The organism is Nocardia flavorosea NBRC 108225, assembly GCF_001613385.1.
Lineage (GTDB): Bacteria > Actinomycetota > Actinomycetes > Mycobacteriales > Mycobacteriaceae > Nocardia > Nocardia flavorosea.
Window position 1 is genome coordinate 68,920 of record NZ_BDCG01000014.1, and the last position, 21,460, is coordinate 90,379.

The 21,460-nt window shown below is 68.1% G+C and carries 21 protein-coding genes; 8 read left to right on the plus strand and 13 right to left on the minus strand.

The window, feature by feature from the left end; genetic code table 11:
• Positions 1-261: 261 nt before the first annotated feature.
• The 7 genes from ndk to NFL01S_RS18045 all read right to left on the minus strand — a co-directional run bounded on the left by ndk (position 262) and on the right by NFL01S_RS18045 (position 8,181).
• Positions 262-678: a nucleoside-diphosphate kinase gene (ndk, locus tag NFL01S_RS18015; RefSeq protein WP_062976799.1), complete on the minus strand. Its 417-nt coding sequence runs from the start codon at positions 676-678 to the stop codon at positions 262-264.
• Between the two features lie 82 nt (positions 679-760).
• Complete coding sequence (locus NFL01S_RS18020) at positions 761-1,177, minus strand: DUF4233 domain-containing protein (RefSeq protein ID WP_062976937.1); 417 nt, start codon at positions 1,175-1,177, stop codon at positions 761-763.
• 70 nt (positions 1,178-1,247) lie between these two features.
• The gene (gene folC, locus NFL01S_RS18025; protein WP_425300146.1) at positions 1,248-2,708 is read right to left on the minus strand and encodes a bifunctional tetrahydrofolate synthase/dihydrofolate synthase; all 1,461 of its coding nucleotides are present in this window, start codon (positions 2,706-2,708) and stop codon (positions 1,248-1,250) included.
• A complete protein-coding gene (locus NFL01S_RS18030) occupies positions 2,705-5,383 on the minus strand; it encodes a valine--tRNA ligase (protein ID WP_062976801.1) in 2,679 nt (892 codons plus the stop codon). The genes folC and NFL01S_RS18030 overlap by 4 nt, the downstream gene beginning before the upstream one ends.
• Positions 5,384-5,735: 352 nt before the next feature.
• Positions 5,736-6,992 carry an acyltransferase family protein gene (locus NFL01S_RS18035; protein WP_062976803.1) on the minus strand — a complete coding sequence of 419 codons (1,257 nt, stop codon included), beginning with the start codon at positions 6,990-6,992 and terminating at the stop codon, positions 5,736-5,738.
• A 2-nt stretch (positions 6,993-6,994) separates the two neighbouring features.
• Positions 6,995-7,930, minus strand: coding sequence for an SGNH/GDSL hydrolase family protein (locus NFL01S_RS18040; RefSeq protein WP_062976805.1), 936 nt, complete (start codon positions 7,928-7,930; stop codon positions 6,995-6,997).
• A 14-nt stretch (positions 7,931-7,944) separates the two neighbouring features.
• Positions 7,945-8,181: a hypothetical protein gene (locus tag NFL01S_RS18045; protein WP_157116650.1), complete on the minus strand. Its 237-nt coding sequence runs from the start codon at positions 8,179-8,181 to the stop codon at positions 7,945-7,947.
• Between the two features lie 250 nt (positions 8,182-8,431).
• Between NFL01S_RS18045 and NFL01S_RS18050 the strand changes: the two genes are divergently transcribed.
• Complete coding sequence (locus tag NFL01S_RS18050; protein ID WP_245670763.1) at positions 8,432-9,157, plus strand: P-loop nucleotide/nucleoside kinase family protein; 726 nt, start codon at positions 8,432-8,434, stop codon at positions 9,155-9,157.
• A gap of 86 nt (positions 9,158-9,243) precedes the next feature.
• Here NFL01S_RS18050 and NFL01S_RS18055 read toward each other — a convergent pair whose 3' ends face one another.
• Both NFL01S_RS18055 and NFL01S_RS18060 read right to left on the minus strand, forming a co-directional pair.
• Complete coding sequence (locus tag NFL01S_RS18055; protein ID WP_062976808.1) at positions 9,244-10,179, minus strand: diacylglycerol/lipid kinase family protein; 936 nt, start codon at positions 10,177-10,179, stop codon at positions 9,244-9,246.
• Positions 10,176-11,753, minus strand: coding sequence for an FAD-binding oxidoreductase (locus NFL01S_RS18060; protein ID WP_062976944.1), 1,578 nt, complete (start codon positions 11,751-11,753; stop codon positions 10,176-10,178). Before NFL01S_RS18060 ends, NFL01S_RS18055 begins: the two co-directional genes overlap by 4 nt.
• 103 nt (positions 11,754-11,856) lie before the next feature.
• Here NFL01S_RS18060 and NFL01S_RS18065 point away from each other — a divergent pair, with 103 nt between their 5' ends.
• Positions 11,857-12,483 (plus strand): TetR/AcrR family transcriptional regulator, encoded by a 627-nt coding sequence (locus NFL01S_RS18065; protein ID WP_062976810.1) that lies wholly within the window; start codon positions 11,857-11,859, stop codon positions 12,481-12,483.
• Positions 12,484-12,538: 55 nt separating this feature from the next.
• Positions 12,539-14,092 carry a glycerol-3-phosphate dehydrogenase/oxidase gene (locus NFL01S_RS18070; protein WP_062976812.1) on the plus strand — a complete coding sequence of 518 codons (1,554 nt, stop codon included), beginning with the start codon at positions 12,539-12,541 and terminating at the stop codon, positions 14,090-14,092.
• Here NFL01S_RS18070 and NFL01S_RS18075 read toward each other — a convergent pair.
• Positions 14,080-14,613 carry a GNAT family N-acetyltransferase gene (locus tag NFL01S_RS18075; RefSeq protein ID WP_062976814.1) on the minus strand — a complete coding sequence of 178 codons (534 nt, stop codon included), beginning with the start codon at positions 14,611-14,613 and terminating at the stop codon, positions 14,080-14,082. The genes NFL01S_RS18070 and NFL01S_RS18075 overlap by 13 nt on opposite strands.
• Before the next feature lie 123 nt (positions 14,614-14,736).
• Here NFL01S_RS18075 and NFL01S_RS18080 point away from each other — a divergent pair, with 123 nt between their 5' ends.
• From NFL01S_RS18080 to fdhD, 4 genes are all read left to right on the plus strand, one after another.
• Complete coding sequence (locus NFL01S_RS18080; RefSeq protein WP_062976816.1) at positions 14,737-15,189, plus strand: DUF305 domain-containing protein; 453 nt, start codon at positions 14,737-14,739, stop codon at positions 15,187-15,189.
• 87 nt (positions 15,190-15,276) lie between these two features.
• Positions 15,277-16,377: an FHA domain-containing protein gene (locus tag NFL01S_RS18085; protein WP_062976818.1), complete on the plus strand. Its 1,101-nt coding sequence runs from the start codon at positions 15,277-15,279 to the stop codon at positions 16,375-16,377.
• Positions 16,378-16,426: 49 nt separating this feature from the next.
• Positions 16,427-18,736: an FdhF/YdeP family oxidoreductase gene (locus NFL01S_RS18090; protein ID WP_062976820.1), complete on the plus strand. Its 2,310-nt coding sequence runs from the start codon at positions 16,427-16,429 to the stop codon at positions 18,734-18,736.
• Positions 18,733-19,560, plus strand: coding sequence for a formate dehydrogenase accessory sulfurtransferase FdhD (fdhD, locus tag NFL01S_RS18095; protein WP_062976823.1), 828 nt, complete (start codon positions 18,733-18,735; stop codon positions 19,558-19,560). Before NFL01S_RS18090 ends, fdhD begins: the two co-directional genes overlap by 4 nt.
• A 52-nt stretch (positions 19,561-19,612) precedes the next feature.
• On the opposite strand, the gene NFL01S_RS18100 is transcribed toward fdhD, so the two are convergent.
• Positions 19,613-20,014: a Rossmann-fold NAD(P)-binding domain-containing protein gene (locus NFL01S_RS18100; RefSeq protein WP_062976825.1), complete on the minus strand. Its 402-nt coding sequence runs from the start codon at positions 20,012-20,014 to the stop codon at positions 19,613-19,615.
• Between NFL01S_RS18100 and NFL01S_RS18105 the strand changes: the two genes are divergently transcribed.
• A complete protein-coding gene (locus tag NFL01S_RS18105) occupies positions 20,014-20,196 on the plus strand; it encodes a hypothetical protein (protein WP_062976827.1) in 183 nt (60 codons plus the stop codon). The genes NFL01S_RS18100 and NFL01S_RS18105 overlap by 1 nt on opposite strands.
• A gap of 35 nt (positions 20,197-20,231) precedes the next feature.
• Here NFL01S_RS18105 and NFL01S_RS18110 read toward each other — a convergent pair whose 3' ends face one another.
• Positions 20,232-20,669 carry a DUF6841 family protein gene (locus NFL01S_RS18110; RefSeq protein WP_062976829.1) on the minus strand — a complete coding sequence of 146 codons (438 nt, stop codon included), beginning with the start codon at positions 20,667-20,669 and terminating at the stop codon, positions 20,232-20,234.
• 99 nt (positions 20,670-20,768) lie between these two features.
• A complete protein-coding gene (mihF, locus tag NFL01S_RS18115; RefSeq protein WP_033244686.1) occupies positions 20,769-21,083 on the minus strand; it encodes an integration host factor, actinobacterial type in 315 nt (104 codons plus the stop codon).
• Positions 21,084-21,460: the final 377 nt, after the last annotated feature.

Consider the following 21,460-nt stretch of genomic DNA (forward strand, 5'->3'; position numbering starts at 1 on the left):
GCTAACTGGCCACGCGGCGCCTGGCATCTGGCTGAACGCCGCGGTCCGAGCACTCGTCCAGCGCGCCGGGCAGACGCAGCCGAGATCTCCGGCTTCTACGTCCGCGGCAGCGATGGCGGCATCGTTCCGCAGTGTGTCATCCGGTCGCACCCGGTGTCGGGCGCAACCAAGTACCAGTATCCCACACCGTGCGCCAGGTGTTCGCCATGGCGCTGCGCGAGGCACTCGCACGGATCCGGAAAACCCGTTACCGGGCAGTGTTCAGAGCGGGAATTCGGGGAACCAGAGGGAGATCTCGCGTTTGGCCGACTCGGGCGAGTCCGATCCGTGCACCAGGTTCGACTGGGTCTCGAGACCCAGATCACCGCGAATGCTGCCGGGTGCGGCTTTCTCGACCGGATCGGTGCCCCCGGCCAGCTGCCGGAAGGCGGCGATGGCACGCGGCCCCTCCAGCACGGCCGCAACCACCGGGCCCGAGGTGATGAATTGGATCAGTGAACCGAAAAACGGCTTATCGGCATGCTCAGCGTAGTGCTCGCCGGCAAGTTCCTCGCTCACCTGCTTGAGCTCGAGGGCGGCGATCTTCAGGCCCTTGCGCTCGACCCGGTTCAGCACCTCGCCGACACAACCGCGCGCCACGCCGTCCGGTTTGATCAGAATCAATGTCTGCTCTGTCACGCGGCCAGCCTAATGGGCGTGATCGAGCAGGTCTCAACCGCAGTCCGCACACGGCCGAAGGTGCCTCTCGCAGGAGTACGGGCTAGGAGCTTCCGCCCATCCGCTGGCTGGGCAGCGTCCCCGCCTCCATCCGGCGTTTGACATCGGACCGCAGCACCAGGATGAACCCCCACACGACGAGGAAGACGATGCCGATGATCGCGATGGAGATATGGAAGATGCCACCGATCAGCACCAGCGCCTGCAAGCCCAGATTGAACGGAATAGCCCAGGACCGCCGCTGCAGACCCGCCCCGGCGACCATGATCAGGGCGAGTACCACCAGATAGGTCCCCGAAACCCAGGTGATACCCCCGGCGATATCGGCGACCACCGGCAGGGCGAGCAGCACCGTGATCGCCTCGAGCACCAGCACCCCCGCCATCACCCCGCGCAGCCCCTTCCAGGGATCGGGCGGGGCAGGAACCGGCTCGGCCGCCTTGGGTTCGCTCTCATTCATCATGTGTCCTTATCGTTGGCGCGGCGGCGGGGATGCCGATCGGCACCACCTCCGGCAGCGCGGCGTTGCCTCACGCCGGTTCCTTGCCGAACAGCGCCCGTGCGGCGCCGGCGGTGACGACCGAACCCGTGACCACGACGCCCGCGCCGGACACCATCTCCCCGCCCTCCCCGACTTCCTCGGCGAGGGCGACAGCGGTTTCCAGCGCATCGGGCAGGCTCTGCGCGGTCACCACACGTTCGTCTCCGAAGCGCTGCACAGCCAGATCGGCCAGCCGATCGACCGGCAGGGCACGGGGCGACCCGTTGGTGGTGACGACTATCTCCTCGAAAACGGGTTCGAGCGCGGCGAGGATACCGGCCGCGTCCTTGTCGCCCAGAACCGCCACGACCCCGACCAGTTTGCGGAAATCGAACTCCGCGGTGAGTGTGGCCGCCAGCGCGGCCGCACCGGCCGGGTTGTGCGCGGCGTCGATGAACAGGGTGGGTGCGTTGCGCATCCGCTCCAGCCGGCCGGGGCTGGTGGCCGCGGCGAAGCCCGCACGGATCGCCTCGATATCGAGCTGGCGTTGCGATCCCGCCCCGAAGAACGCCTCCACCGCGGCCAGCGCGAGGGCGGCGTTATGGGCTTGATGTTCGCCGTGCAGCGGCAGGAAGATCTCGTCGTATACGCCGCCGAGTCCCTGGAGTTCGAGTTGCTGGCCGCCGATGGCGACCCGGCGGCTCAATACCTGGAATTCGGCGCCGGCCCGCGCGACCGCCGCGTCCACCTCGACGGCGCGGCGCAGCAGGACATCCATGGCTTCCGGTTCCTGTTCGGCGATGATCGCGACATTGTCGACCGGGACCAGGGATTCGGGGGCGGGTTTGATGATCCCGGCCTTCTCCTTGGCAATGGCGGTCAGATCGGGGCCCAGGTAATCGGTGTGGTCGAGGCCGATGGGGGTGATCACCGCGACCTGGCCGTCGATCACATTGGTGGCGTCCCAGCTACCGCCCATCCCGGTTTCCACCACGGCCACATCGACCGGGGCTTCGGCGAACGCCGCGTAGGCCATGGCGGTGAGCACTTCGAATTTGCTCATCGGCGGGCCACCCGCAGCGGTGGACTGCGCATCGATCATCTCGATATAGGGCTGCAGTTCGCGATACAGCTCCACGTACTGCGCCGGGGATATCGGCCGGTTGTCGATTCCGATCCGTTCGGTGGCCAGCTGAAGATGCGGACTGGTGAGCCGGCCGGTGCGCCGGTGCAGTGCGGTGAGCAGCGAATCGATCATCCGGGTCACCGAGGTTTTCCCGTTGGTGCCGGCGATATGGATCGACGGGTACCCGCGCTGCGGTGATCCCAGCACATCCATCAGCGCCGAGATCCGGGTGAGCGACGGTTCGATCTTGGTTTCCGGCCAGCGCCGGTCCAGTTCGGCCTCGACCAGCGCCATCTCCGCGAGTTCTACCGGCGACGGACCGGTACCGAGCTGAGCGCCACCGTGCTGCGGCTCCGGTTCCGGGTTCGGTTCGTGGTCGTTCACTTGCCGCTCAGCTCGGACAGCCGGGCCCCGATACGGTCCACCTCGGCCGCGGCGATATCGCGTCGCGACCGGATCTTGTCCACCACCTGCTCCGGTGCCTTGGCCAAGAAAGCGTCGTTACCGAGTTTGGCCTCGGTGCCGGCGAGCTCCTTCTGCGCGGCGGCCAGATCCTTCTCGAGGCGGCGCCGCTCGGCCACCAGGTCCACACTGCCGGAGGTGTCCACCTCGACGGTGACCGTGGTGGCGCTCAGCCGCACCTCCACCGACGCGGTGGCGGCGAAGTCCGCGCCCGGTTCGGTGAGCCGGCCCAGGTTCGCGACTTCAGGATGCAGCCGGTCCAGCCCGGCGGTGTCCAGACCCAGCACCCGCGCGGCGACCTTCTGCTTATCGTTGAGCCCCTGATCGCTGCGGAACCGGCGGATCTCGGTGACCAGCCGCTGCAGATCGGCGATCCGCTGCGCGGACCCGGTATCGGCGGGGACGCCCGTCGGCCGCGGCCACTGCGCGATCACCACCGATTCGCCGCCGGTGAGTGCCTGCCACAGTGTTTCGGTGACGAACGGGATCACGGGGTGCAGCAGCCGTAGCACCGAATCCAGGACAGTGCCGAGCACCACACGGGTGGATTCGGCGCGTGCCTCGCTCTCGGTGAACTGGACCTTGGACAATTCCAGGTACCAATCGCAGAGTTCGTCCCAGGCGAAGTGGTAGAGCGCCTCGCAGGCCTTACCGAATTCGTAGGCGTCGAACGCGGCGTCGACCTCGACGAGCACGGCGTCGAGCCGGTCGATGATCCAGCGGTCGGCGTCGGTGAGCGAATCGCGAGCCGGGAGGTCGCCGGTGCGAGCGCCATTCATCAGCGCGAACTTGGTGGCGTTGAACAGTTTGGTGACAAAACTGCGCGAGGCCAGCGCATGCGGTTCGCCGACCGACAGGTCGCCGCCCGGCTGGGCGCCGCGGGCCAGGGTGAACCGCAGGGCATCGGCGCCGTAGTCGCGGATCCAGTCCAGCGGGTCGATCCCGTTACCGCGCGATTTCGACATCTTCTTGCCGTACTGGTCGCGGATCAGGCCGTGCAGGAACACATCCTTGAACGGCACCTGATATTCCGGGCCCTTGCCGGCGGTGATCGCGGCATCGTCGGATACGAAGGTGCCGAACATCATCATCCGGGCCACCCAGAAGAACAGGATGTCGTAGCCGGTGACGAGCACACTGGTCGGATAGAACTTCGCCAGTTCCGGGGTGGCGGCCGGCCAGCCCATGGTGGAGAAGGGCCACAGACCGGAGGAGAACCAGGTGTCGAGGACATCGGGATCCTGCACCCAGCCCTCGGGGGCGTCTTCGTCGGGGCCGACACAGACGACCTCGCCCTCGGGTCCGTACCAGATCGGGATGCGGTGCCCCCACCACAGCTGCCGGGAGATGCACCAGTCGTGCATATCGTCGACCCAGTCGAACCAGCGCGGTTCCTGGCTCGCCGGGTGGATCACGGTGTCCCCGTTGCGCACGGCAGCACCGGCGGCCTCGGCCAGCGCCTCGACCTTCACCCACCACTGCATCGACAGTCGCGGTTCGATCGGTTCGCCGCTGCGCTCGGAATGACCGACGCTGTGCAGGTAGGGGCGCTTCTCGGCGACGACCCGGCCCTCGGAGGCCAGCCGTTCGCGCACCTTCACCCGGGCCTCGAAACGGTCCATACCGTCGAATTCGGTGCCGGTACCGGCGATCCGGCCGCGTTCGTCCATGATCGTGGGCATGGGCAGGTTGTGCCGCAGGCCCATCTCGAAGTCGTTCGGGTCGTGCGCGGGGGTGATCTTCACCGCGCCGGAGCCGAACTCCGGATCGACATAGGAGTCGGCGACGATCGGGATCTGCCGACCGGTGATGGGGTGTTCGAGGGTGGTGCCGATCAGGCTCTGGTACCGCGGATCGTCGGGGTGCACCGCGACCGCGGTATCACCGAGCATCGTCTCGACCCGGGTGGTGGCGACGATGACATGCGGTTCGGCATCGTCGAGCGATCCGTAGCGCAGCGACACCAGTTCCCCGGCCACCTCGTCGTATTTGACCTCGATATCGGATATGGCGGTGCGCAGTTCCGGCGACCAGTTCACCAGCCGTTCGGCCCGGTAGATCAGGCCGGCGTCGTAGAGGCGTTTGAAAATGGTCTGCACGGCCCGTGACAGGCCTTCGTCCATGGTGAACCGGTCACGCGACCAGTCGACACCGTCGCCAAGGGCCCGCATCTGCCCCTGGATCGCGCCACCGGATTCGCGCTTCCAGTCCCAGACCTTCTGCACGAACAGGTCGCGCCCGAAATCCTCTTTGGTCTTACCGTCGGCCGCGAGCTGTTTCTCGACCACCGACTGGGTCGCGATACCGGCATGATCCATCCCCGGCAGCCACAGCACCTCGTACCCCTGCATCCGCTTCCGGCGGGCGAGGGTATCCATGAGGGTGTGGTCCAGGGCGTGGCCCATGTGCAGGGTGCCGGTGACGTTCGGTGGCGGCAGGACGATCGAATATCCGGGCGCGGAACTCTGCGGGTCGGCAGTGAAGTAACCGGCGGCTACCCAGCGTTCGTACAGGTCGGCCTCCACCTCGCCGGGATTCCAGCTCTTGGGGAGGGCATCGGCACGATTACGCGTATTGTCAGGGGCTGCGCTGGTCACGCGCCGATTCTAGTGTCATCGGCAGTCCCTCCGGCACCGCGGGTGCTGTGTCATGGCGCCACCTCCGGCAGCGCAGGGCCGGAGCCCTGTCAACCTCGGTCTTCACTTCTCCACTCCAGACCATGGTGGGCCCCGACCATTGAGCTGGACGGTATCGGATGTCGGTGAGCGGCGCCGGCACCAACGGTGGGTCCGGACCGAGACGGGCAGCCCGGGAAAGGCCGAGGCGGAGCCTTCGGTGGATGAGGGACACCGAAGACTCCGCCTACATCGATCAGCCTACCGCCGTTCCGCTGCGGCCTCGCGAATCCACAACCAATTCTCAGCTTGAGCACCGGAATTCTCAGGCACGTCACAAACCGGCGCGCGCCGCCGGTTTCTCCCGGGCCCCGATGCGGCGACCCGAGAATCGGCGCATCAGCGGGTCGTCGATCCAGTGGTAGATGGCCGCCCCCGCCACCGTGGACAAGACCAGACTCAGCGCGGCGAACCCCAGCCAGCCCAGCAGGCCGAACTGCTTTCCGCCGATGAGGAAGCGGGTGATCAATGCCATCACCGGGAACTGGATCAGATAGAAGGCGAAGGAGATATTGCCCAGCCAGACCATCCGCGGCGAGGCGCTGAACCCGCGGATCCCCGCCAGGTCGCGTGCGGCCAGCGTCGCCACCAGGGCTGTCATCGGAGCGAGCAGCAGCGCCGACATCTTGTAGTTCGGTGGCACCACCCAGGTCGCCGCGTAGGCGATCAGCAGCGCGATCACCGGTAACGCGAGCCGGGTGTTGCGCCAGCGGCCCTCCAGCACCAGCCGTGCCGCGAGGACCCCGAGGAAGAACTCCGGCAGCCGCGAAAGCGGGAAGTTGTAGCTGAGCCAATAGGACAGGGCCACCGGAATATCCGGCTGTTCGAACCAGATGGGCGCGGCATGGAGTTCGAAATACGGCGACGCCTCCCCCGGGATCAACCGCGGCGCGAACGTATTCGCGATCCCCTTGGGACCGGGCACCCACAAGTAGTACGCGGTATGCAGCAGAAGGATCCCCACCAGTGTCCCCGCCAGCGCCCACGCCACCCGATGACCTTCGATCCGGCGCACCAGCGGTAGCAAGAGCGGAAAGCTCAGGTAGAACAGGATCTCCGCGGCAAGCGACCACGACGGCACATTGAGCCCGCCGACCGTCGTCCACTTCGGCACCCAGGTGTGGATCAGCGCGAGGTTCGGCGCCCAGACCACCGGCCGCGTCAACGGGACGCTCACCACCAGGATGAACGCGGCAGCCGCGACCAGATGTGTCGGGTAGATCTTCAGCACCCGGCGCCAATAGAACCGTGGCACCGAGCTCCCCGGCCGGAACGACCAGTAGATGATGAACCCGGACAGGACGAAGAAGAAGGTGACGCCCGCGGCCCCCAATTGCATGGGCATGAGCTGATGGATCTGACGGAACAGCTCCGACTTCTGGAACGGATACACCGGCAGGAACACCAGGGCGTGCAACACGAATACGGCGAACGCCGCCCACCAGCGTGCCCCCGTCAGCGATGGCAGCGACGGCCGGACCGCCGCCGTATCGAGGAACTCCGATCCGCTCTCGACGCGGGCCGGAACCATCTTCACCGGCGGATCGCTTCGTACACAGCCGCTGCGGTCACCGCATCACCGTGTGCCGAGGGATGGAACGGCATCCCGGCCACATCCGCCGCGGGATCGAAGAAGCCGTTCAGCCACGGCTCGTCCGAGCACAGCCCGTGGCCCGCGGTGACCGAGCGGATATCGACGAACTCGAGTTCCAGCAGCTCCGCGGCTTCCCGTTGCGCATTGTCGAGGCGGTCCAGATACTCGGTCACCGCCCGGCCTCGCGGCTGCACGACCTGCCCGGCGCCGAGTACGTTCACACATACGTGCTCCTGCCCGGCAGGAAACAATTCCGGGTATCCGACCAGCATGATCCGGGCGTTCGGCGCGTAGTAGCGCATATAGGTGACCACTTCACGGATGCCCTCGGCGTAGAGCCGGCCCGTGACGTTCCGGTACTCGGTGAACCGTCCCTGTTCGGCCGCCTCCAGCCCGCATCCGTCCACGAAGTTGAACACACAGGACTGCAACGAGGTGATCAACGATGCCGAATTGGTCTTGGACCAGACATCGTTCATGCCGGTCTGGATCGCGATGACCTCGGTCTCCGGCCCGAATGCCTGCTGCTTTGCCGCCTCGGCCACCTCGTGTACCAGCCACCAGCCCTGTCCCGACGAGATCGTGGAACCACTGCAGGAGGCATCCACGAACTCCGGTGTACCCGCGACCCCCATCTGCTCGCTCAGCCGAGTAGGCCACGATGTGGCCGCGTGCAGGCACTCTTTGGTGCCCGAGAACAGCTTCGGGTAGTTGGCGGTGAACGAATCACCGAGCACCACCAGGGATTTTCCCGCGGGGCGGGTGTTTTCGACCGGAGCCGCCGCGGCCGGTGCGTACATGGTGGTCACGGTGAGAGCGGCCGCCACCACGGCGCCGGCCATCGCACCCCGCCACCGGAAGAATTTGCGCAACACGATTTATCCGTCGATCAGTAGCCGGCCTGCGGATCGAAATCGGGGAGCGTGAGTGTCGGCTCGGGCTGCGCGGGTTCGGGTTGAGCAGGTTCGGGTTGGACAGGCGCCTGCTGCGAAGGAGGTTGCGGGGCCGGTTCCCCGGCCGGTGGTTCCGCGGCAGGCGGGGGTTCGACGGCAGCGGGAGCCGGTGGCGGGCTCTGCGGCACCGGAGTGGCCGGGGTCGCGCTCGCCGGTGCCTCCGTGCTGGTCACAGCGGTACTGGAGGTCGCCCCGTGGTCGTCGTGCGATGCCGAGTCGTCGCCACACCCGCTTACGCCGAGAACCACCGCGGCGCATGCGAACACGGTCACCAGGCAACGTTTCATGAGATTCCCGATCCTGCAGGCATTACGGCATCCACGATCCACCCGTTCCGGGTCGCGGAATTGTTCACCGGCGATATCGCCGGACCCACCGGACCCGTTACCGTCCGGTACTCTGCGGGCGGCGCACCACGTACAGTTGCCGAATTCGTTCGCACTGTGGACCCTGGACGACGTGAACCCCCCGCTCGACTCGGTCCCGCTGTATCCACCCGAATCCATCTTCCCCGAATCGGATTCGTTCGTTGCGAACCCGAGGGGAGTCGTGGACCTACGGGGCCGCCGCACCGGGGAGTTGCGGTATCCACCCACGGCCACAGTGATTTTCGCCGGTATCCCCGGGGCGGGTAAAAGCACCGCGCTGCGAAAACTGTTCGGCTCCGAACCCGACGCCGAAACCGCGCCGGTGGCGCCCGGCGGTGCTTTGGTACTCGATTCGATCCAGGCCCGGAACTCGTGGCGGCAGCGGCTGGCCTGGTTGCCCTACCCGCTATGGCGCCCGGTGGTGCATCTGGTGCATTTCCGCCGGATCTGGATCGCCCTGCGCGACCATACGGGTCCGGTGGTGGTCCACGATTGCGGCACCGTCACCTTCACCCGGCATATGCTGACCCGCTGGGCCGCGCTACGCGGTCGCGAACTGCATATGGTGTTACTGGATGTCCCCGCCGCGGTCGCCCGGAACGGGCAGTACGCCCGCGGGCGACGGGTGGGCCGGTCCTCTTTCAACTGGCATGTACGGCGCTGGAGACGACTGCTGGACCGGGTAGAGAGCGGCACGGGACCACAACCGCAACCCGAGTCGGTAGTTGTCCTGGACCGTTCCGGTATCGATCAACTGAACGAGATCCGGTTCGCCGCCTGACCGGTAGCAAGTGGGCGCGGATACCGGCCGCCCCCCGCAGGGCGGCCCGCCCATCGCCTCGCCGCGTCCCCCGGTACCGGAAGAACTCAACACAACACGGTCAGCGCGCGCGGTGCGATCCGCAATGTGACCGGGAGGTGTCCGGCAGGTTCGCCGTCGGCGGTAGCAGGGGCATCCGGCGCCGACAAGCGCACCGATTCGACCCGGTACTGGCGCACGGCGGGGTGCTCGATCCGTTTACCCGCCGAAAGCGCGGGCAGAATGCGCAACATCTCCAGATGCGACACCTTGCCCACAATTGTCACATCGAGCAGCCCGTCATCGCAGACGGCACCGGGGCAGATCCGCATTCCACCGCCATAGGTGGTGGTGTTACCCACCGCGACCAGCAGCGCTTCCGTCTCGACGACCGACTCCGTATGGACTCCACCCAGTTCGATGCGATACGGCACGCTGGTACCGTGCGCGATCTCGGCGACCGCGGCGAAGGTGTAGCGCAGTCGCCCGCGTGGCCTGCGCATCCGATTGGCGCGCAGGGTGACCCGGGCGTCGTAACCGGTGCAGGCGACCGTAGCGAACCACATCGGTTCGTGCCCGCTGGATTCGAGCCGGCCCAGATCGATCGTGCGCACGCTCCCCCGGCGGACCAGGTCGGCGGCGGCGCGGGGGTCGTCGCCGATCCCCAGTTCACGAGCGAGATCGTTCCCGGTGCCCGCCGGGAGCAGGGCGAGCGGAACCGTTGTATGCGCCAGCGGATCGAGGATTGTGGAGACCAGTCCGTCGCCGCCGACGCAGACGACCGCATCGGGCGGTCCGGCAGCCAGGACGGCCCGCAACTGTTCCCGTGTTCCGGCAGCGGAAGGGGCGTGGATCTCGATGATCTCGACCCCGTCGCGGGACAGCTGTTCCATGATTTCGCGTGCCGCATGGCGGGCCCGGCCCTGACCGGCGGACGGGTTGGTCACCACGGCAACCGCTCGCACCTCGCGGAGATCGGCTCCGCGGCCGCCGGCCTCGCTCATGGCAGCAGTGTGCCAGGGTTGAGGATCCCGGCCGGGTCGATTTCGCGTTTCACCGCATGGAGCACCCGGACGCCGAGCTCCCCGATCTCCTCCGGTAGCCAGCGGCGATGGTCGGCACCGACGGCGTGATGGTGGGTGATGGTGGCCCCCGCCGCGGCGATGGCATCCCCGGCGGCCTGTTTCGCGGTCAGCCACTGCGTGATCGGATCGTCGAGGAGTTTCGCGACAATGGTGAAGTAGAGCGAGGCGCCGGTCGGGTAGGTATGCGAGATATGGCACATGACCAGCGCGGGCGTGCCCTGGGCGGTCAGCGATTCGGTAAGCGCGGCGGTGACCTGTGCTTTCAGTTCGGCGAGGCGGTTCCACGTGGTAGCTGTTTCCAGGGTTTCGCACAGCACGCCGGCGTCGAGCAGGGCGTCGCGCAGGTAGGGAGCCGCGAAACGGCCGTGCTCCCAGGCCTGGGCGGGGCCGGGCCCCAGTTCGGTACCGCCGGCCGCGCGTAGCAGGTCGGCTGCCTCGGCACTACGGGCGGCGACATGGGCTGCGCTGCCCTCGAAGGTCGTCACCGCCAGGCACCCGGAAACCGGGGCGGCGCCGACCTCCTTGGAACGGGCCAGATTCAACCCGGTTTCCGCCTCGTCCGACAGCCGCAGCACGGTCGGGGCCGCGCCGGCCTGCACCACCGCGCGCAACGCGGCGGCTCCGGCGGCGAAATCGGGGAATGACCAGGCCATATGGTCTGTGGTTTCGGGGACCGGGTGCACCCGCGCCGTCACCTCGGTAAGCACTCCGAGCGCCCCTTCGGAACCGACGAAAAGCTCACGGAGGTCCGGTCCGGCCGCCGAGGCCGGCGCCCGGCCGAGTTCCACTGTCCCGGTGGGGGTGGCGACCCGCAGCCGCTGGACCATATCGTCGAACCGGCCGTATCCCGCAGAGGCCTGGCCCGACGAACGGGTCGCGGCGAAACCGCCGATACTGGCGAATTCGAAACTCTGCGGGAAATGCCCGAGCGAAAGCCCGTGCGCCGCCAGCAACTCTTCGGCACGCGGCCCGGTGACCCCCGCGCCGAAGGTCGCGGTACCGGAGACGGGGTCGCAGTCCAACAGGGCGTCGAGGCGACGCAGGTCCAGGGCGATCACCGTCTCGAAACGGCCGCGTACCGGGTCCAGTCCGCCGACCACACTGGTTCCGCCGCCGAACGGTACGACGGCGATGCCCTGTTCGGAGCAATAGGCGAGCACCTCGGCCACCTGCGCGTGATCGGCCGGGTAGACCACGGCGTCGGGGGCGTCCTGGGGCCCGGTGGCACGGCGTCGCAGCAGGTCGAGGGTGCTTTTTCCGCCGGCATGCCGCAATCTGACGACGTGTTCGGTGGAAATGTGCTGCTCCCCCACCAGCCGCGCGAGTCCGGCGCGCCGGTCCGCGGACAGGACCGGCGGCCGCAGCGGTACATCGCCCTCATCACGACGTATCGCCGGTTCCCCGGAGACGCCGAACACCTGGCCGAGCAGACCGCGGATCTGCTCCGGCAGCGGTGTGTGCCCAGCGGGAACTCCCCAGGCGTCCCACACCATATCGGGTCGTGCGGCGGTCGCGGCCGGTACTTCGGGGGTGTCACCCTGCCCAGTGTTCATGCGTTACAGTTTGACATGTTCTGTCAAGCAGTAACGAATTGAGATGAGGTCGCAACCCGTGTCCGCAGGTGCAGTCCCCGAAGACGCCGGTTCCGTGGATCGGCTCATCCTGGACGCCGCACGTGACTGTGTCGCGGAATTCGGGGTCCGGCGAACCACGCTCGCCGAGGTCGCCCGCCGCGCGCGGGTGAGCCGGCCCACGGTCTACCGGCGCTGGCCCGACAGCAGCGCACTCATCGGCGAACTGCTCGTGCGCGAACTCCGCGCGATCATCACCGCGGCCATGCCCGAATCGGGCAACGCACGTACCCGCCTGGTCGGCGGCATCATCGACGGCGCGGCGCAGGTGCGGTCGAACCCCCTGTTCGGCAAGATCTTCCGCACCGATACCGATCTCATGCTCACCTATGTCTTCGGCCGCTTGGGCCGCAATCAACGCGAACTGCTCGACCTGTTCGGCACGGGTATTCGCGCGGGGCAGGCCGACGGATCGGTTCGCCACGGCGACCCGGCCCAACTGGCCGCGATGGTCCTGCTGATCGCGCAGTCGGCGGTCCAATCGGCCGCCACGGTCGCCGAACTGCTCGCCGGACCGGCGATGGATACCGAACTCCGGCACGCCCTCGACGCGTACCTCGCGCCCGAGGCCCTCTCGTCCAGGAAGGAGTAGCGCACGGCCCGCGGACCACCGCCCCGCACCCAGTGGGCAGCCGTGCCACGAAACCATGGTCAGCAAATCTTCCGACACCACCGGCGCCGCGCTCAACGCTCGCCGGCGCAACCACGAACTCACCGCCCTCGGCGACGACCCCACCGTCGACCTCCTGGTCGTCGGCGGCGGAGTCACAGGTACCGGCGTAGCCCTCGACGCCGCCGCCCGAGGCCTGCGCACACTGCTGGTGGAGAAACACGATCTGGCACACGGCACCAGCCGCTGGAGTTCCAAACTGGTCCACGGAGGCCTGCGCTATCTGGCGAGCGGCCGGGTCGGGATCGCCTACGAGAGCGCGGTGGAACGCGGGATCCTGCTGCGCCGCAATGCCCCCCATCTGGTGCGCCCCTTACCCCAACTGGTGCCGCTGCTACCCGATATCGGCCTGTCCTCCCGCGCACTGATCCGCACCGGTTTCCTGGCCGGCGATCTGCTGCGCACCGGCGCGCGCACACCCGGTTCACTGCTACCGCGCTCGCGCCGGGTGACCCGCGCCGAAGCGCTACGTCTCGCCCCTACCGTGCGCGGCGACGGGCTACGCGGCGGACTGCAGGCCTGGGACGGGCAACTCGTCGACGACGCCCGCCTGGTGGTCGCGCTGGCCCGGACCGCGGCCGCCCGCGGCGCGACCGTACTCACCCGCGTCGCGGCCGAAGCCGTCACCGGAGACGGGGCCACCCTCCGCGACACCCGGAGCGGGGAAACCCTCACCGTCCGCGCCCGGGCGGTGGTCAACGCCACCGGAGTCTGGGCCGACGAGGTCGATCCCAGTATCGAACTGCGCCCCAGCCGGGGCACCCATCTGGTGTTCGACGCCGCGGCCTTCGGCGGCCTCACCGCCGCACTCACCGTCCCGGTTCCCGGTTCCGTGGGCCGGTTCGTCTTCGCCCTGCCGGCACCGCACGGCCGGGTCTATCTCGGCCTCACCGACGAGGACGCACCCGGACCGGTGCCCGACGACCCCCGCCCGACACCCGCCGAAATCGATTTCCTGCTCGATACCGTGAACACCGTGGTGCGTATCCCGCTCACCCACAGCGATATCCGCGGGTCCTATGCCGGACTGCGCCCACTGCTGCGCACCGGCGGTGACAGCACCGCCGATATTTCGCGCGCGCACGCGGTCCTCACCGCACCATCCGGCGTGGTCACCGTAGTCGGCGGCAAACTCACCACCTACCGCAAAATGGCACAGGATGCCCTCGATACCGCGATAGCGCATGCCCGCCTGACCGCCGGTCCGTGCCGGACAACCGATCTACCGCTCGCGGGCGCCGCCGCCGGCGCGGCCCGTGATCATCTGCTCGCGCCGCAACTGCTGATCGAACGCTACGGCGCCGAAGCACCCGCTGTCGCGACCCTCGCCGCGACCGACCCCGCACTCGCCATCCCCGTGGCGCCGGGAGCGGACGTACTGGCGGCCGAATTCGCATGGTCGCTCACCCAGGAAGGAGCCCTGGACGCCGGCGATCTCCTGGACCGCCGCACCCGGATCGGCCTGGTCGCGGACGACCGCGCCGCGGCCTGGGCCACCGCCGAGGCAATGGTCGCCGCCTATTCGGAGTGACCCGCGGCGTAATGCCACTCCGGCACGGAAGCGGTCATACAGGCACGCGGCCAGCGGTCCAGCCCGTGCGCGATCTCCTCGGCCCGCACCGCGCGCAGGCCGGGGGTCTCGTCGGCGGCATCGAGACAACGGAATCCGAGGCGGGCGTAATAGGGCCCGTTCCAGGCAACTTCGGTGAACGTGGTCAGCGTGATCGCCGGCAGCCCGCGGTCCGCAGCCCAGCGGACCGCCCGGTCGATGAGCCGCCGCCCGATCCGTTGCCCGCGGCATTCGGGCAGCACCGATACCTGGTCGATATGGGCGTTACCGTCCACGACACTCACGATCAGATACCCCACCGACACCCCTGCGCTCGCCCACACCCACGCCCGGCCGTCGAGTACGAACTCGCCGAGCACCGCCGCGGACAGCGGTTCGTCCCCGGCCACCGCGTCCATCCCCACCGCGGCGAACGGTTGCCCGGCCCGCACCTCGATCTCCTGCAACCGGGGTATATCCGTGGCGGTTGCCTCACGAATCATGCGCACTTCTGTCCGGTGACTGCCGACTGCCGAACGGTACCGGCAGACCTACTCGCGGGTCTGCTGTGTTTCGCTGCGGCGCTGTTCGGTAGACGCGCCCCGGAACCTCCCGAGGCACACCGGATGCGGTCCGGTGTCCGGGCCGCCGGATACAGCGGCTCCGCCGACCCCGGCACTACCGGTGAACAGGTTCGGTTCAGCGCAAACCGGTATCTCGGAGTCATCCGCCGACGCGGCGCCGGACGCCGGGCGCCGAAACATCGACACGGTACGGCAGGCACCGAGACATCGATCTGCATCTCCCAGTGGCGCGAAATCGGCACCCTGACAGGTTGGCTGGAACGGGCCGGCGCGCCGCTGGAGACGCCGGCCGCCGCGCATGATCACCACGGTGCCCACGCCGGCACCGGCCGCTCCATGGCCGGGATGGCATCGAACGAGGAACTGCCCCGCCTGTACGACACCGACCTCGGAGCCGGGGCGGGCGAGGGCCTCGAAGGGTTGGGGCCGCGGCGTGCTTCCGCCCTCGACACTCGCGGCTGCGCAGCGCATCGAGGGGCGGAAGCACGAAGCTGAGGGCCTCGACCACGCGGCGCCGCACGCGCCGCAAGAAAATACAGCCCCCCTCTATGCTGGTGCGGTGGTCCGAGGAAGGAGCCGGGAGTGCGTGTCGATACGTCCACCATCGGTATCGCGCCGGGTGAGGGCCTGATCGCGCGCTTCGGTGACGTCGTTATCTACCTGGTGGGTGCGAATGCATCCACCGAGCGGATACTCGGCGCCGTCGAGGCGGTGGCGGATGTGGAGCATCCCGGTGCGGCGATCGCCCAGCGGCTGGCGGCGGTGGTCTTCGGGACCGGTTCGGAACCGCCCCCGTTCGGACTGGTCGCACCCACCGCCGATGGCACCCTCGTGCTGCTGCGGGGCCCGGTATCGGCGTTGATCTCCGGTGCCGAAGGTTCCCGCCGGCTGGTCGGTGCGCGTGCTTTCACCTGGGTGGACGAAATCGTGCGTGACCCGGTCCGCACTCTGGCGGTGGGCCCGGGCGCAGACGCCCAGGTGGCGCCGTATCCCCGGACCGATCTGCGCGCCGGCGTGGTGCCCGGCGGCGGTTTCGTGATCCACGCGGCGGTGCGCCGGAGCAAGAAACCGGGCCGGTCCGCCACGGCGATTGCGGCGAAACGCGTCGCCGGTGAGCCGCCCGCCACGGCACCGGCCGGCCTGGTCGCCGCCGATCCGGAACCGGCGGCCGATTCCGGGCCACCTACAGGCCTCGCTGCTGCCCGCCCGGCGGGACCGCTTCCCGGCACCCGCGCTTGGTCCGCGGCACCGGCGCGCCCGGCGGCGGATCCCATCCGGCTGGGGAAGGACACGGCGAAACCGCGCCCGCACGCCGCCCACAACGGCGCGGACGGCCTGGATGCGGTACTGGTCGCCGAGGACGGTACGAGCTACCCGCTGGACCGCGCGTACGTGATCGGCCGCGGCCCCTCGGTCGACGAATCGGTGCGCCGGAAAACCGCCGCCCCGCTGGTACTGCAGCGCGACCGCCATATCTCGCGTGTCCACGCCTACCTCTCGGTGGACGGCGGCAAGGTGTACCTGCGTGACGCCGGCACCGCGGCGGGCACCTTCGTTTCGACCCCCGACGAACCGCGCTGGACCCGTATCGGTCAATCCCCGACCGAACTACCGCCCGGCGGCCGGATCCGCATCAGCGAACAGGTCCTCACCTACCCGTCGGAATCCGCGCACGCCGACTGAGTGGTGTGCCCGGGCCACGTGTCCGCGCCGCACAGCGCACAATGGCGGTATGCACCGCAACGGCCCGACCGAGGATATCGACGAATCTGCGCTCGCCGTCACACCACCGAAGGCGCAGGCAGCGGGCGTGCGGGCGGTCGGAGTCGCGCTGGGGCGAGCAGTCGCCGATATGGGCGTAGTCCGTACTGCGCGCACGCTGGCGCGGGTGAACCAGGTGAACGGGTTCGACTGTCCGGGGTGCGCCTGGCCGGAGCCCAGCGGACCCCGCCGCCCCGCCGAATTCTGCGAGAACGGGGCGAAGGCAGTCGCGGAAGAGGCGACGCTGAACACCGTCGGCCCGGAGTTCTTCGCCGAACATTCGATCGCCGATCTCGCCGGGAAATCCGGGTACTGGCTGGGCCGTCAGGGCCGGCTGACCCATCCCATGGTGCTGCGGCCGGGCGATACCCACTATCGCCCGATCGCGTGGGACGACGCCTACCGGTTGATCGCCGAGCAGTTGCGGGCACTGGACTCCCCGGACGAGGCGGTGTTCTACACCTCCGGCCGCACCGCGAACGAAACCGCGTTCCTCTACCAGCTGATGGTCCGCAGTTTCGGTACCAACAATCTGCCCGACTGCAGCAATATGTGCCACGAATCGTCGGGCACCGCACTCACCGGTTCCATCGGTATCGGCAAGGGTTCGGTGACCGTCGACGATTTCGCCGCCGCGGATCTCATCCTTATTGCGGGCCAGAACCCGGGCACCAACCATCCGCGTATGCTCAGCGCGCTCGCCGATGCGAAGGAATCCGGCGCCGAAATCGTCGCGATCAACCCGCTGCCCGAAACCGGCCTGATCGGTTTCCGCGATCCGCAGACCGTTCGCGGCCTCACCACCGGCGTCGATATCGCCGACGATTTCCTGCAGATCCGCCTCGGCGGCGATATGGCCCTGTTCCAGGGGCTGGCGAAACTGCTGTTCGAGGCCGAGGACCGGGCTCCGGGCACTGTCCTGGACCGTGCCTTCATCGAATCGCATACGGCCGGTTTCGCCGCCTACGAGCGCCATATCCGCGCGGTCGACCTGGATACCGTGTACGAGGCGAGCGGTCTGACCCCCGACGAACTCGCCCGTACAGCCGACCGGCTGGCCCGCTCCCGCAACACCATCGTCTGCTGGGCGATGGGGCTCACCCAGCACAAGAACGCGGTCGCCACCATCGAGGAAGCCACCAACCTGCTGCTGGCGCGGGGCATGATCGGCAAACCGGGCGCGGGCGTCTGCCCGGTGCGCGGTCATTCCAACGTGCAGGGCGACCGCACCATGGGCATCTGGGAGAAGATGCCCGAACCGTTCCTCGCCGCACTCGACAACGAGTTCGGGATCACCAGCCCCCGCGCCCACGGCTACGACACCGTCGCCACGATCCGTGCACTGCGTGACGGGCAGGCCCGCGTGTTCTTCGGGATGGGCGGCAATTTCGTCGCCGCCGGCCCGGATACCACCGTCACCGAGGCCGCCCTGCGCAACTGCGCACTCACGGTGCAGGTGTCGACCAAACTCAACCGCAGCCATATCGTCCACGGCGCCACCGCGCTGATCCTGCCCACCCTGGGCCGCACCGATCTGGATATGCAGAACGGCCGCCGCCAGCAGGTGTCGGTGGAGGATTCGATGTCGATGGTGCATCTGTCCACCGGGCGGCTCGATCCGGTGAGCGACGAACTGCGCAGCGAGGTCGCGATCGTCTGCGAACTCGCCCGGGAACTGCTGGGTCCCGGGCATCCCGTGCCCTGGGAAAATTTCCGCGGCGACTACGACCGGATCCGCGACGCCATCGCCCGCGTGGTGCCGGGTTGCGCCGATTACAACAGCCGGGTCCGGCAGCGCAACGGTTTCGTTCTCCCCCATCCACCGCGCGATACCCGCGAATTCCGCACCGCGACCGGGAAAGCCAATTTCGCGGTGAACGACCTCAGCTGGGTGCCGGTACCGCCCGGCCGGCTCGTCCTGCAGACGCTGCGCAGCCACGACCAGTACAACACCACGATCTACGGCCTCGACGACCGCTACCGTGGTGTCCATCACGGCCGTCGGGTGGTGCTGGTGAATGCCGGTGATATCGCCGAGATGGGTTTGCGCGACGGTGATCTCGTCGATCTGGTTGCGGAGTGGACCGACGGTATCGAACGCCGGGTGACCGGTTTCCGGGTGGTCGAGTACTCCACTCCCCGTGGGAACGCCGCCGCCTACTACCCCGAAACCAACCCCCTGGTCCCGCTCGACCATGTGGCGGAGCGGTCGAATACACCCGTATCGAAGGCGGTCGTCATCCGGCTCGAACCCCATATCCACCAGCGCAGCGCCGAATGAGCAGAGTTACCGCGCGACGCCGGATGCGACGGATCACTCCGGCCGGCGAGATCACTCGTCCCGATACCCTGGCCGTCGAAGAACCCCTGGAGATCCGGGTCCGCGGGGAGTCGCTCACCGTCACCATGCGCACCCCGGGCAACGATATCGACCTGGTGCACGGTTTCCTCTTCGCCGAATCGCTGATCACCGAGGCCGCCGATATCCGCACCGCCCGCTACTGCGCCGGCACGGACGACGAGGGCCGCAACACCTACAACGTTCTCGATATCGATCCCGCCGCCCCCATGCCCCTGCCGAACCGGCCGTTCCTGACCACCGGGGCCTGCGGTCTGTGCGGGAAAACCGCCCTCGACGAGATCCGGCAGCGCAGCCGCCACCCACTCCCCCCGCCGCAACCGTTGATCGAGGCCACGGTCCTCGCCCACCTGCCGCAGGCCCTGCGCCGCGGGCAGACGGTTTTCGACGCCACCGGTGGGCTGCACGCCGCGGGCCTGTTCACCACCGACGGTGACGCCGTGGCCGTGCGGGAGGATATCGGCCGGCACAACGCGGTCGACAAGGTCATCGGCTGGGCGCTGCGGGAGAACCGGATCCCGGCATCGGATCTCGTGCTGGTCGTGAGTGGTCGCGCTTCGTTCGAGCTCGCACAGAAAGCCGTCCTCGCGGGTATTCCGACCCTCGCGGCAGTGTCGGCCCCGAGTTCGCTGGCCGTGGACCTCGCCGCCGAATCCGGGCTCACCCTGGCAGGTTTCGTCCGTGGCGAGACCATGAACATCTACACCGGCGCGGAACGGGTTGCGGGATCGATCGTCGGCGGCTGACGTCGCGGTCGCCGAACGCGGCACAGCCCCTGCCGATTCGGTGACCCCCTGATCAGCGCACTTGGAGGGCCGGGTAATCGGCGAGCTCGATATCGTCCGTGGCGTCGTCGGCGTACTTGTCCATCAGATCGAACAGGCGCGACCCCAGGAACCAGTCGCGCACTCGTAACCCGTAGCCGGTCTTGGGCGCCAGAAAGCGGCCCGCGTTGCTGTTGCCACCGATCTTCACGTAGCCACGCATGAGCTTCTCGTACCGGGCGAAGGCGGTGCCGTATTCACCTGCGGCGACGGCGAGTTCACCGGCCAGGACGTAGGCACCGACCACCGCCGACCCGGTGCCGAATCCGCCGAGCGTGTTGCCGTAGGCGCTGTCCCCGACCAGCGCCACCCGCCCCGAGATATACCGGGGCATCCGCACGCGGGCGAGGGCGTCCAGGTAGAAATCAGGAGGCAATGGCCGCCGCCCTGGAATTGGCCGGCGACCGTTATCCACGGCTGATCGAGGCGATATCGGACCACCCGCAAGCACAGCAACCGGCCGAATGCGCACAACAGCGCGATGCCGCCCTCGAATTCGGAATAGACCGCATACTCGACGGCGTGGCAGCACTCCTGGCTCAACGCACCGCCCGATGACGGGATAACCACACACCACTGCCCGGCTGCTGCGGTCACATCCCCGGCAGGCGAACCCCCCGCTCGGCCGCCACCCGGGCCAATTTCTCCGCCTCATCGATAGCGACGGCGACATATGTGCGCAAGCCCTCATCGTCACGACGCAGCAAATACTCGTAATCACTGTCGGTGAGCAGCGCATCGTCACCGTCGTAGAAATGCCAGCGCACGCGGATCCGCACCAGCGCGGAGGTGAGCTCCGCGAATTCCAGCACGCTGTGATCGACCCGGGAGAGGCCGAGCATCTGGAACATGGGATGCGCCTGCGCCAGGCCTCGCGCCATTTCTTCCCGGGTATGCAGCGACCCTACGAATTCATCGCCGACAATGGTGCCCGGTGTACCCCACAGCGCGGCCGTACGCTCGGCATCGAAGGCACTCAGCGTGGACTGGTACTCGTCGAGGAACGACTCGACTTCATCACGTGTGGACATAGCAACACCTGGCCCGCCGGGCCACGCCGGTCGTTCGGACAGACGACCGGCTCGGCCACGGCCGGAGTTCGGAGCGCCCACGTTCGGACGCTCCCCTCCTCAGTTGGCCAGCGCCTCCAGCAGCGCCGCCCGCTGGCGGGCCCCCAGACCGCCGATCCGGCGATCCTCCGGGATTTCCGCCTGGTCCATCAGCTTGGCGGCCTTCACCGGCCCGACGCCCGGCAGCGCCTTGATCACAGCGACCACCTTGGTCTTCTTGACCAGTTCATCGCTATCTGCCTTGCGCAGCAGGTCGGCGACCGAAACTTTGCCGTCTTTCACCTGACCGATCAGTTCGGAGCGCGCCTTGCGCACCGCCGCCGCTTTGGCCAGAGCCTCCGTGCGTTGTTCCGCGGTCATCGTTGGCAGTGCCATATCTCCTCCGCTTTCACTCGTCGCTCGAACATCTGGTTGATCGGGGTCGATTCAACATCACAATACCGACACCGAACCGCCGACACACCGGCCAGACCAGCAGTCATAGCAATGATTTCTGAGTGAGTTCCCGCCGCGGGGCCGGATTCGCCCCTCCACACACCCCGCAAAAGGCTGAAACGGACGCTGGAACACGTAACATCCGCCGGTTCGGCAGCGAAATTCCGGGCAGACGCATCGCTTGCGCGGCGGCGATTCAACGGCGAACCGAGGGGTCAGCGCAGACACCCGCCCGCCGCGCAAGGTATGCGTTCTGACCAGTACTTTTATTCTCCCACCTCAGTGTTGCCCGAATGCGCGGGCATCCGGTCGGCTGC